7 protein-coding genes and 3 pseudogenes are annotated in these 12,024 nt (G+C 69.2%); 3 read left to right on the forward strand and 7 right to left on the reverse strand.

The window, feature by feature from the left end; translation table 11 throughout:
* Positions 1-14: 14 nt before the first annotated feature.
* The 7 genes and pseudogenes from dxs to U5640_RS08545 all read right to left on the reverse strand — a co-directional run bounded on the left by dxs (position 15) and on the right by U5640_RS08545 (position 9,908).
* The gene (dxs, locus tag U5640_RS08515) at positions 15-1,943 is read right to left on the reverse strand and encodes a 1-deoxy-D-xylulose-5-phosphate synthase (protein WP_340375181.1); all 1,929 of its coding nucleotides are present in this window, start codon (positions 1,941-1,943) and stop codon (positions 15-17) included.
* Between the two features lie 206 nt (positions 1,944-2,149).
* Positions 2,150-3,523: a sugar ABC transporter permease gene (locus U5640_RS08520; RefSeq protein ID WP_340375182.1), complete on the reverse strand. Its 1,374-nt coding sequence runs from the start codon at positions 3,521-3,523 to the stop codon at positions 2,150-2,152.
* Positions 3,520-4,311, reverse strand: a complete 792-nt coding sequence (locus U5640_RS08525; protein WP_340375183.1) for an ATP-binding cassette domain-containing protein — start codon at positions 4,309-4,311, stop codon at positions 3,520-3,522. Before U5640_RS08525 ends, U5640_RS08520 begins: the two co-directional genes overlap by 4 nt.
* A 272-nt stretch (positions 4,312-4,583) precedes the next feature.
* A complete protein-coding gene (locus U5640_RS08530) occupies positions 4,584-5,669 on the reverse strand; it encodes a substrate-binding domain-containing protein (protein ID WP_340385010.1) in 1,086 nt (361 codons plus the stop codon).
* A gap of 135 nt (positions 5,670-5,804) precedes the next feature.
* Positions 5,805-7,004 carry an ROK family transcriptional regulator gene (locus tag U5640_RS08535; protein WP_340375184.1) on the reverse strand — a complete coding sequence of 400 codons (1,200 nt, stop codon included), beginning with the start codon at positions 7,002-7,004 and terminating at the stop codon, positions 5,805-5,807.
* Between the two features lie 316 nt (positions 7,005-7,320).
* Positions 7,321-8,931: pseudogene (locus tag U5640_RS08540) on the reverse strand (transposase).
* Positions 8,932-8,993: 62 nt separating this feature from the next.
* The gene (locus tag U5640_RS08545; RefSeq protein WP_340375185.1) at positions 8,994-9,908 is read right to left on the reverse strand and encodes a LysR family transcriptional regulator; all 915 of its coding nucleotides are present in this window, start codon (positions 9,906-9,908) and stop codon (positions 8,994-8,996) included.
* 203 nt (positions 9,909-10,111) lie between these two features.
* Here U5640_RS08545 and U5640_RS08550 point away from each other — a divergent pair.
* The 3 genes and pseudogenes from U5640_RS08550 to U5640_RS08560 form a co-directional block, all read left to right on the forward strand.
* Positions 10,112-10,204: pseudogene (locus U5640_RS08550) on the forward strand (NAD-dependent epimerase/dehydratase family protein); the annotation flags it as partial.
* 101 nt (positions 10,205-10,305) lie between these two features.
* Positions 10,306-10,836, forward strand: a pseudogene (locus U5640_RS08555) (IS6 family transposase); the annotation flags it as partial.
* 298 nt (positions 10,837-11,134) lie between these two features.
* Positions 11,135-11,845, forward strand: coding sequence for an SDR family oxidoreductase (locus tag U5640_RS08560; protein ID WP_340375186.1), 711 nt, complete (start codon positions 11,135-11,137; stop codon positions 11,843-11,845).
* Positions 11,846-12,024: the final 179 nt, after the last annotated feature.

A 12,024-nucleotide genomic window follows, 5' to 3' on the forward strand; every position in this document is an offset into this window, starting at 1 on the left:
GCCCTCGGCGGGCGTCAGTCGCGGGCGGGCTCCACGGAGTCCACCTCGGCGGCCTGGGTCCCGTACCGGCCGTCCAGCCGGGCGACGAGTCCGGTGACCTGGCGGGCGATGTCGGGGGCGGTCAGCCCGATCTCGGCCATGACCTCGGCGCGGGAGGCGTGGTCGAGGAAGCGGGGCGGGATACCGAAGTCGCGCAGCGGGACGTCGACGCCCGCGTCGCGCAGGGCCTGGGCGACGGCCGAGCCGACGCCGCCGACGCGGCTGTTGTCCTCGACGGTGACGACCACCCGGTGCTGCTCGGCGAGCGGGGCCATGGCCTCGTCGACGGGCTTGACCCAGCGCGGGTCGACGACGGTGGTGGTGATGCCCTGCCGGTCGAGCAGCGCGGCGATCTCCAGGCACATCGGGGCGAGGGCGCCCACGGAGACGAGCAGCACGTCGGGCGTGTCGGTGCCCGGCTCGCGCAGCACGTCCATGCCGCCGACGCGTCCCACGGCGGGGACGGCGGGGCCGACGGCGCCCTTGGAGAACCGTACGACGGTCGGCGCGTCGTCGACGGCGACGGCCTCGCGGAGCTGGGCGCGGACCTGGTCGGCGTCACGGGGGGCGGCGAGCCGGAGACCGGGGACGACCTGGAGGATCGACATGTCCCACATGCCGTTGTGGGAGGCGCCGTCGGTGCCGGTGACCCCCGCCCGGTCCAGGACGAACGTCACACCGCACCGGTGCAGGGCCACGTCCATCAGCACCTGGTCGAAGGCGCGGTTGAGGAAGGTGGCGTAGACGGCGAAGACGGGGTGCACCCCGGCGTGGGCGAGGCCCGCGGCGGAGACGGCGCCGTGCTGCTCCGCGATGCCGACGTCGTAGACCCGCGTCGGGAAGCGCTTGGCGAACTTGTCGAGCCCGACGGGCTGGAGCATGGCCGCGGTGATGGCGACGATGTCCTCGCGCTCCTCGCCGAGCCTGACCATCTCCTCGCCGAACACGGAGGTCCAGTCGGCGCCGGAGGAGGCGATGGGCAGACCGGTGTCGGGGTGGATCTTGCCGACGGCGTGGAAGCGGTCGGCCTCGTCCTGGAGGGCGGGCTGGTAGCCGCGGCCCTTCTCGGTGAGGCAGTGCACGATCACCGGGCCGCCGAAGCGCTTGGCCTTGGCCAGCGCGGACTCCAGGGCTTCCAGGTCGTGGCCGTCGATCGGGCCGACGTACTTCAGCCCGAGGTCCTCGAACATGCCCTGGGGCGCGATGAAGTCCTTCAAGCCCTTCTTGGCGCCGTGCAGGGTGTCGAACAGGGGCTTGCCGACGACGGGGGTGCGCTCCAGGAGGTCCTTGCCGCGGGCCAGGAACCGCTCGTAGCCGTCGGTGGTGCGCAGGGTCGCGAGGTGGTTGGCGAGGCCGCCGATGGTCGGCGCGTACGAGCGCTCGTTGTCGTTGACGACGATGACCAGCGGGCGGTCCTTGGCGTCGGCGATGTTGTTGAGCGCCTCCCAGGCCATGCCGCCGGTGAGGGCGCCGTCGCCGATGACCGCCACGACATGGCTGTCGCGGTCGAGGATCTCGTTGCCCTTGGCGATGCCGTCGGCCCAGCCGAGGACCGTGGAGGCGTGGCTGTTCTCGATGACGTCGTGCTCGGACTCGGCCTGCGAGGGGTAGCCGGACAGGCCGCCCTTCATCTTGAGCCGGGAGAAGTCCTGCCGGCCGGTGAGGAGCTTGTGCACGTAGGACTGGTGGCCGGTGTCCCACAGGATCTTGTCCTTGGGGGACTCGAAGACCCGGTGCAGGGCGATGGTGAGCTCGACCACGCCGAGGTTGGGGCCGAGGTGGCCACCGGTCTTGGACACGGCCTCGACCAGGAAGGTCCGGATCTCCTCCGCCAGCTGGTCCAGCTCCTCCGGGCTGAGCCGGTCCAGATCGCGCGGTCCCGTGATGCGGGTCAGCAGCGCCACCCGTGCCTCCTTGCACTAAAAGCTGTTCGAGCTGTTGCCGGGCTCGTCGAGTCTAATGTTCCGCGACCCGGCCCATGACACGACTATGCCCGGCACTGTGCAGTGCCGGGCACATTCGGTTACCTGAAGGGGCGCGGAGGCACTGCGCGGCCGGCCACGACGGACCGGCACCCGCAGTGCCACCGCACCCCGTACGGTGAGAGGCGCTATCCGCGGCCGGCGGCCTTCTGGGACTTGCGGGACACGGAGTCGATCACGACGGCGCCCAGCAGAACACCACCGGTGATCATGTACTGGATCGAGGTGTTCATGTTCAGCAGGTCCAGACCGGTCTGGATGGACTGGATGACCAGCATGCCCAGCAGCGCGGACCACACGGAACCACGTCCACCGAAGAGCGACGTACCACCGATGACCGCGGCGGCGATGGCGAGCATCAGCGTGTTGCCGCCACCGGCGGACAGCGTCGCGCTCGCGGTCTGACCGGCGAAGAACATACCGCCGAGCGCCGCGAAGCCGCCGGAGATGGCGAACACGGTGATCCGGACCATCGGCACGTTGATACCGGCACGGCGCGCGGCCTCGATGCCGCCGCCGACCGCGAAGACCTGACGGCCGTAGGTGGTGCGGCGGAGCACGAAGTCGACGATCACCAGCGCGGCGAGGAAGATCACCAGGGCGTTGGAGACACCGGCCGCGTCGTTCAGGACGGCGGCGGAGACGAAGGCCGCCACGGCGAGGGCGCCCACGCGCAGCAGGATCTCGCTGGTCGGCCGGAAGGGCACGCCCGCGGCCTTGCGGCGGCGCTGCTCGTTGAAGTTGCCCACGAGGGACAGCACGACGGCGAGGCCGGCCAGCAGGTAGGCGCCGATGATCGCCTGGTCCATGAAGAAGGAGCTCTGGCCGAGCAGGTGGACCGGACCGGACTCGGACGGGATGTTGATCGTGCCGCTGTCGCCCAGCAGCCACAGCATCAGGCCGTTCCAGCCGAGGAAGCCGGCCAGGGTGACGACGAACGCCGGCACGCCGACCTTGGCGAAGAACCAGCCCTGGAGCGAGCCGATGGCGATACCGGTGATCACGGCGAGCACCAGCGCCAGCCAGGGGTTCACCCCGTGGTTCACCGCGAACACGGCGAACAGGGTGGAGGACAGACCGCTGACGGAACCGACCGACAGGTCGATCTCTCCGAGCAGCAGCACGAACACCAGGCCGATGGCGAGCATGCCGGTGGCCGAGAGGAAGTAGCTGATGTTCGAGAGGTTGTCGGCGCTCAGGAAGCGGTCGTTCTGCGTCTGGAAGATCGTCCAGATGACGATCAGACCGATGACGACCGGCAGCGAGCCGAGCTCGCCGCCCTTGACCTTGCGCTTGAACTCGGTGAGGTAGCCCTTGAGGCCCTCTTCACGGACCAGCAGCCGCGGGTCGACGACGGCGACCGGGGCGGCCGTCGGGTCGTCGGCGGGGGCGACGGTCTCCTGCGCCTCGACGACGCCCTCGGCCTTGCCGACCTTGGTGGCCGTGCCGGACTTCTCCGGCTCGGGGGAGTCGCTCTTCACGGTCTTCGACGTGTCGCTCACTGTGCCGCCTCCGCGGTGCGCCGCTCCGCGCGACGGGTCACGGCGTTGTCCGTGGCACCCGTGATCGCGGCGATGATCTCTTCGTGGCTGGTGTCCTTCACCGGGAAGGAGCCGTTGTTCTTGCCCAGGCGCAGGACGGCGACGGTGTCGGCGACCGCCTTGACGTCGGCCATGTTGTGGCTGATCAGGATGACGCCGAGGTTGCGCTCGCGCAGCCGCTCGACCAGGTCGAGGACCTGTGCGGTCTGCTCGACGCCGAGGGCCGCGGTGGGCTCGTCGAGGATGACGACCTTGGGCTCGCCGATCAGGGCGCGGGCGATGGCGACGACCTGGCGCTGACCGCCGGAGAGGCTCGCGATCGGGATGCGCACGCTCGGGATCCGGATGGAGAGCGTGGACAGCAGTTCGCGGGCGTTCTTCTCCATCGTCACCTCGTCGATGACGCCCCGGTGCAGCAGCTCGCGGCCGAGGTAGAGGTTGCCCACGACGTCGAGGTTGTCGCAGAGCGCGAGGTCCTGGTAGACCGTCGCGACGCCGAGCCCCTGGGCGTCGTGCGGCCTGTTGATGCTGACCGGCCGGCCCTCCCACTCGATGACGCCCTCATCGATGGGGTGGACACCCGCGATCGTCTTGACCAGGGTCGACTTTCCTGCGCCGTTGTCGCCCACCAGGGCGACCACTTCTCCGGCGTGAACCTCCAGATCGACATCGGTGAGTGCCTGGACCGCACCGAATCGCTTGGAGACTCCGCGCAACGCCAGCACGGGCGTAGCGGACACGTGAACCATCTCCTTCGCCGCCTGACCGGCGGGGATGCCGCGCTTGGGGTAGTCGCGCGGAGGGACGTGGTACTGCGGCGGGCGGCCGCGGTACGCACGAGGTTTACAAGATGAACATGCGCGAATCCGTCGCGCTTGGCAACGGTTCCGTCCGACGCCCGCCCCGGCAGCGGGGTGTGAAGGTGGGGCAGGCGTCGGCGGGGTCTCGCGGGACCGCTCGGCGGTCTGGGCCCGAGCCCCCCGGCGGGGGGCTCGGGCCGGGTCGCGCGGGGTGCGCGCGACTACTGCAGGCCGGCCTTCTTGCAGGCGGCGGCGTAGTCGGCGGTGCAGATGTCCGCGACCGTGTACAGACCGTCCTTGACGACCGTGTCCTTGATGTTGGCGACCGTGACGGACACCGGGGTCAGCAGCTTGGCCTGGACCTTGTCACCGGAGCCGCTGGTCACCGTGGTGTCGGCGAGGGACTTGATGTCCTTGCCCTGCAGCAGGTTGACCGCGAGCTCGGCGGCGGTGTCGGCCTCGGGCTTGTAGGCCTTGTAGACCGTGGAGGACTGGGTGCCGGCGACGATCCGCTGGATGGCGGCGAGCTCGGCGTCCTGGCCGGTCAGCGGGATGCCGCTGATCTTCGCACCCTTGAGGGTGTTGGCGATGCCACCGGCCATGCCGTCGTTGGCGGAGTAGACGCCGGCGATGTTCTTGGCGCCCAGCTGGGTGATCGCCGCGGACATCTTCTGGGCGGCGACGGTGTCCTTCCACAGGCCGGACTGCTCGTAGGCGATGGTCACCTTGCCGTCGAGGGCCTTGTGGGCGCCGGCCTTGAACTGGGCGGCGTTCGGGTCGGCGTCGTCACCGTTGATCATGACGATCTTCGACTTGGGGGTCGCCTTGGAGCCGAGCGCGGCGAGCAGGGCCTCGCCCTGGAGCTGACCGACCTTCTCGTTGTCGAAGGAGACGTACGCGCTGACCGGGCCCTGGGCGAGACGGTCGTACGCGACGACCTTGACGCCCTTGTCCACCGCGGACTGGATGGAGGACTTGATGGCGGCGGAGTCCTGGGCGGAGATCACGATGACCTTCACGCCCTTGGTCACCATGGAGCTCATCTGCTGGGCCTGCTTGGCCGGGTCGGCCGCGGCGTTCGCGTACTGGACGTCACAGCCGGAGCAGAGCTCCTTGACCTTGGCCTCGAAGTACGGCTTGTCGAACTTCTCGTACCGCGCGGTGACGTTGTCGGGGAGCAGCAGACCGATGGACTTGCTGTCCGAGCTGCTGCCAGAGTCCTTGCCCTTGTCGTCGCCGGCCTTGCCGCACGCGGCAATCGACAGCGCCATGGACACGGCGGTGGCGCCGATCACGACTCTACGCATCGTTGCGTTCATTTGGGGTGTGCCTCCCTGACAGGGCCGCAACGCTGCGGCCGAGGTGGCTCGAAGTCAACTCGGCCGCAAGTTCGACGTCAAGAAGTAAATACTTAACGAGATGGCAACGGCGTCATTCGTTCTCTAAGTGAAGGCAGGTGTCGCGGAGGCCAGGGTGCCGTCCAAAAGGGTCGAATCACCCATCTCACTGAGCGCGAGGGCGAGTGCTCCGAGCACCTCCGCACGGCCGCCGAGTGCCCCGGGGAGAACGGTGAGTTGACGCGCCGCACTGGGGATCGCATAGCGGCCGACGGACTCTCTGATGGGGCCGAGCACCAGTTCACCGGCCTCGGCGAGATCACCGCCCAGGACCACCCGGCTCGGGTTCAGCAGGTTGCAGAGATTGGCGACTCCACTGCCGATGTGGCGGCCGACGTCGGCGATCACGCGACGGCAGCCCGGATCTCCGTCCCTGGCCAGCCGCACGACGCCCTCCATCGTGAGGTCCGTACCGTGGCTGGACTGGAGCAACGGCAGCACATAGCGCGCGGCCGCGAAGGTCTCCAGACAGCCCCGGTTGCCGCAGCGGCAGACAGGACCGGATTCATCAAGAGTAATATGTCCGATTTCTCCTGCGGTGCCACCCGGGCCGCGATAGATCTTCCCCTCGATCACCAGACCGGCGCCGACACCGCTCGCCACCTTGATGTAAGCAAGATCACGTACGCCCCGGCCGCTGCCCCAGACCAGCTCACCGAGGGCGCCGAGGTTGGCGTCGTTGTCCACGTGCACGGGCACGCCGAGGCGGCCCCTGAGCTCCTCGGCGGGCCTGGTCCCGATCCAGCCGGGCAGAATTGCCGAGGATCCGAGCGTGCCGGACTCCAGGTCGATCGGACCGGGCACGCCGAGTCCCACGCCCGCGATCTTCGACCGGTCCACCCCGGTGGCCTCGATCAGCCGCAGGACCAGCTGTTCCGCCCGGTCGAACCCCTGCGTCGAGGAGGCGTCCACATCGACGGGCTCCGACTCCTCGGCGAGCACCTGGTGGGCCAGGTTGCCGAGCGCGACCCGTAGGTGCGTATGGCCGAAATCCACCCCGATGACAATGCCGGCGTCCCCGCTCAGCGATACACTCCGCGCCCTGCGTCCGCCTGCCGATGTGGGCGTGACCTCGACGGTTCCGCCGTCCTTGAGCTCGCGCACGATGTTGGAGACGGTCGCGGCGGACAGCCCCGTCGTGCGGGCGATCTCGGCCTGCGTGAGGGACCCGGCCAGACGCACGGCGCGTACCACCCGCTCCAGGTTGGCCCGATGCAGCGACGACTGCGACCCCGGAGTCTCCACGACGACCTCCTGCGCGCGGGACCGCTTCGATGAGGTCCCGTCTATGTCCAACTAGTGAACTCTAAGCTGAGCCGTTCGGGTCCACTCCCGTCAAGAGGTTGAACAGTATCCGCACGCTCGAACAAGCGGGTCCGCGCTCACCCGAGAGAGCGTCGCGGGGTGTGCGGGGGCGGCTGCGAGGCGTTGCGGAAAGTGGCATTCCGGGTGTGAAGGGCTCCGGAGCGTGGCGATCAAACCGGGCACAGACCGCCGAAAAGCGGCGTACACGACAACCCTCGCGACCAAGGTCCGTGTACGCCGCATGAAGACGCCGGGTTTACTTCAGGGCGCCCGCTGTCAACCGTTCCTCATCAGTGCGCAGGAGTGAGTCTTGGACCCAAGCCTGTGCACTGCGGACATTCCGAACGGTTCTGGATGTCCCGGTCTCCGCTTTCGCTCTGTATCTGCTGCACGGATCGTGTCCGTGGTCCGGGAATACGGGGGCGGGTTCCCTCACGCCTTGGGGGCCCGGTCGGGCCTGGACGGTCCGATGCCCCGCACGATCACTCTGGTCGTGCGGGGGCGGTGCCGTCCGTCGCCGGATCGGGTGCCCTTGGGCGCGTCGTCCGATCGCGATGCTCGCGGCATCGTGACGGGTGGTCTTTCGGTTCTTGGCGGTGAGGGGCCTGTGCCAGTGCTGGGCGCCCCAGCGGCTGGTGTAGGCCGGGTCCACGGCGATGATCGCGATACCGGTCTGGTCCGCCATCGAAGACAGGCGGGCGCGGAGCCTGCCGGTGGGCATGCCGGAGATCAACTGCCGGAAGCGTGTGCGGCGGCCGTGCTTCTCGCGGGTCTTCTCGGCGGTGAAGTCCAGGTCTTCGACGGCGATGGCCTTCACGCCACAGGTCTTGGCCCAGTTCAGCAGGCGCGTCAGGGCGTGGCGGACCTGGGCGTCGCGGTGGTCCGGCGTTGCCGGACAGGTCGTAGGAGAAGCGGCGCGGTCGGCCGGTCGGGTTGCCGTGGGTGTCGAGGCGCCAGGCGGCGAGGTGGTCGGCGTTGGTGTCGACACCGATCACCCCGTCGGCCAGGGCGGACTTGATCGGGATGGTCTTCGTCGGGGCGTACTGCCAGGACGCGGTGATGTACCAGCGGCCCCGGTCCGCATCGAAGTGGATGCGGTAAGCGACGGCCCGGTTGGCTTCGATGCGGTCGGCCCACTCGGGGCCGCGGTGCGGGAAGGAGACCTTGCACGCGAGGACGTACCGGCCGTGCCGGGCATTGGCCAGGTGAGCCAGTGGCGCGGGCAGCTTGATCGACGCCTCCCCGTCCGGGGTGATGCGGATCGTTTCGTTGCCCAATCGCTTCCCGCTCTCGCCGTCGGCGGCCAGGAACCAGCGCTCTGCCTCCCAGCGTTCCCGCCACTGCCCGGCGGTGAGCCGGGCGGCAGCCAGGTTGTGCCGGTTGCGGGCGAGTCGCCTGCCGCCCCGCACCACGCGCACGCGGCCGTTGGCACGGTCAGCGCGTTCACGCTCCAGCCGGTCTTCCAACACGCGCAGGCGGCGGGTCTTGTGGAACCACTCGCCCTCGCAACGGTAGCCGCCGGGGGCCTTCTTCGTGCCCTTCGCGCCGATCGGCTGCGACAGGCGGTGCGCGATCGTCCTGATCCCGGCTTCCAGATTCTGGATGTGCGCGAGCTGGCCGCGACGCGAGAGCGCCCACTGATCGTGAGTGGCTTTGGTGACAGCGCCGGCCCAGCGCGCCGACGACTGAGGCGTCAGCGAGCGTTTGCGTGCAGCCCACGTATCGGTGGAGTGCTCCAGACCATCCCGGCAGCGGGCCACGAGGTCTTCGATGCGAGCGAACCCATGTGCACGCCGACCAGCGGGCCCTGCTCGTGCTGACGAACCGGGAAGTCACCCGCTGACGGACGACCTTGTCGCTGGACTATCGCCCCGGACCTGCCCGGGCCGCCCGACGCCTACGCACACCAGACCGTCTGACGCGCAGCTTTCACGATGCACCGGGCTCACTGAGGTCGCCCGTGAGGTGGGCTTGGGCGGACTTGCGGAAGGCCGCCACCAGGCGGTTGTGGTCGCCGGCGCGGGTCGCCAGCACGACGTGGCTCGGCTCGACGCCGTGCAGGGGGACCTCGGTGACGTCGGGGCGGAGGCCCTGGGCGCGGAGGCCGGCCGAGATAGCCACGGCTTGCCCGGCGGCGATGAGTTCGACCTTGTCCTCGACGGCCTCGACGAGGGGGCCATCGGGTGCTGGGCTTCCGTCGGGCCGGGGGTCGATGCGCCAGAAGGCGCTCCAGACCGGGTCGGATCGCCGCACCCGGGGAAGGGGTTCGTCGGCGATGTCGTCGAGGGTGACGGATTCCTTGCCGGCCAGGCGGTGGCCGAGAGGTACCAGCAGCAAGCGGGGTTCGTCGTAGAGGACCGTCACGTGCAGTTGGTCGGTCGGGAACGGCAACCGGGTCACCGCCGCGTCCACTTGGTGATCGAGCAGGGCCGCGCGCGGGTCGTTGCAGGCCAGATGCAAGGTCTGCACGTCGGCGTCCGGGTGCCGACGCCGCAGCTCGCGCACCGCCGGGGTGACGATGAGGCCCGTGGTGTACCCGATGGTGATCCGGCTGGGCTCGGCGGCGGCACGGGTGTAGGCCGCGGCCTGGGCGGCCGAGCGCAGCAGCGCCTTGGCACGGGGCAGAAAGACCTCCCCGGCCTCGGTGAGCTGGCTGCCCTGCGGGGTCCGGTCCAGCAGGCGAGCGCCCATTTTCTCTTCGAGGCGGCGGATCTGACGGCTCAGGGACGGCTGGGTGATGTAGAGGGCATCGGCGGCGCGGCCGAAGTGCCGGTGCTCGGCGACGACGATGAAGTACCGCACCAGCCGCAGATCGAGGTCCGGCGCGGGAGCTGAGTCGGGCATGCCCGCAAGCGTAGTCCGCAGCGACGTGGGAACGCTCCTGAAAGTCTTTCTGACGTGCGGTGATGCCTGAGTTGCATTGCCCGTTGCGAAACAGGCTTTGGACTTGGAGCGCTTCCCCTTCGGACGATGGAATCACCGGTTCACGGCGCCCCTTCGATACTGCGCCGGGGCCGCACCATGTCATTTCACCGAAGGACTGCACCATGCGCGTATTCGTCACCGGCGCAACCGGATTCATTGGTTCCGCCGTCGTCCGCGAACTCATCGATGCCGGGCATCAGGTCGTCGGTCTTGCCGGCACTGTCATGTTGGCTGACCGGCGGGGTGATCTTCTGGTTGATCAGCCTGGGAAGGGGCGTCCGTGGGGAGCGCGTCGCCGTCGTACAAGGGGCACCGGTACCCGGTCGAGGTCATCTCCCACTGTGTGTGGCTGTACCACCGTTTCCCGTTGTCGTTCCGCGAGGTCGAGGAACTGATGCTTGAGCGCGGTATCGTCGTCTCGTACGAGACGGTCCGCCGCTGGTGTGTGAAACTCGGCCCAGCCTACGCCCGCGAGTTGCGTCGCCGCCGGCCCCGGCCTGGGACAAGTGGCATCTGGACGAAGTCTTCATCAAGATCAACGGCGGGCTGTCGACCAGGACGGGACGGTGCTGGACATCCTCGTGCAGGGGCGCCGGACAAGGCCGCGGCCAGGCGTTTCTTCCGCAGGCTGATGAAGAAGAGCCGAATGGTGCTGCGGGTGATCGTCACCGACAAGCTCCGCTCCTACGGAGCGGCCCACCGCGAGGTCATGCCCTCCGCCGAGCACCGCTCCCACAAGGGGCTAACAACCGGGCCGAGAACTCCCACCAGCCGACGAGGCAGCGTGAACGCGCGATGAAGCTCCGTGGGCGGGGCCCTGCGGTTCCTGTCCGCGTTCAGCGGCATCTCGCCCCACTTCCGCCTCGCCGACACCTGATGACCGCTGCCGCCCACCGAGCCGAGATGACCGTCCGCTTCGCGATCTGGGACCAGAACACCGGCGTCGCCGGCCTTGCCACCACGGCCTGACCACAGGTCCGGCTCCCAAACCCACCCTGCCCCCATGCGCCGTCAGGCAGTCACACAGCCGACAACTTGACAACGCCCTTTCGCGCCTTCGACCGGCAGATCCGCAAGCTCAACCAGTTGCCCGCCTGACCGATACCCCCATTCCCCGACACCACAACCTGCACCAGGAGTCGTCCGTGGACCTGTCCACCAGCACCGTTCTCGTCACCGGAACCACCCGGGGTCTTGGCCGCGCCCTCGCCGCCGAACTGCTCGACCGCGGCGCCGCCGTCTACGCCGCAGCCCGCAACCCCGACCAGGTCGACCTGCCCGGCGCCAAGCCGATCGCGCTCGACATCACCGACCCCGCCTCGGTCGCCGCCGCGGTCCGGGCCACCGGCGACGTCACCGTCCTGATCAACAACGCCGGCATCTCCACCGGCGCCACCCTGCTCGCCGGCGACCAGGACGCCATTCGCCTGGAGATGGACACCCACTACTTCGGCACGCTCTCGGTGGTCCGGGGCTTCGCCCCGCAGATCGCGGCCAACGGCGGCGGCGCGATCCTGAACATCCTCTCCGCCCTGTCCTGGCTCAGCTTCCCGCAGGTCGGCGCCTACAGCGCCGCCAAGGCCGCGCAGTGGTCGTTGACCAACTCCCTGCGCGTGGACCTTGCGCAGCAGGGCATCCGGGTGGCCGGACTGCACGTCGGCTACATGGACACCGACATGGCCCAGCAGAGCACCGAGCCCAAGTCCGACCCGGCTGACATCGCCCGCATCGCGGTCGACGGCATCGCCGCCGACGCCCACGAGATCGTCGCGGACGACTTCAGCCGCCAAGTGCAGTCCGGGCTGGCCGGAGGCGTTGCAGCCCTCTACCCGCAGCTGGCCGGGACCGCCCACTAGGCAGCACTCCACATGGTGACCACGGGTCAGAAACTCCGCAGGACCGGAGCAGGCCCGACGGTCAGCGGGAAACCCGTGGTCATCTGGTCTCCAGCTCTGAGGGAGCCCGGTGCATCGTGAAAGCTGCGCGTCAGATGGTCTGGTGTGCGTAGGCGTCGGGCGGCCCGGGCAGGTCCGGG

Origin of the sequence: Streptomyces sp. SS7 (assembly GCF_037993025.1) — a bacterium.
Taxonomy (GTDB): Bacteria; Actinomycetota; Actinomycetes; order Streptomycetales; family Streptomycetaceae; genus Streptomyces.

Coding starts and splice junctions, on each gene's coding strand:
- U5640_RS08530 (WP_340385010.1), bottom strand. CDS start 5,669: ATGCGTAGAGTCGTGATCGGCGCCACCGCCGTGTCCATGGCGCTGTCG.
- U5640_RS08545 (WP_340375185.1), bottom strand. CDS start 9,908: ATGCCCGACTCAGCTCCCGCGCCGGACCTCGATCTGCGGCTGGTGCGG.
- U5640_RS08525 (WP_340375183.1), bottom strand. CDS start 4,311: ATGGTTCACGTGTCCGCTACGCCCGTGCTGGCGTTGCGCGGAGTCTCC.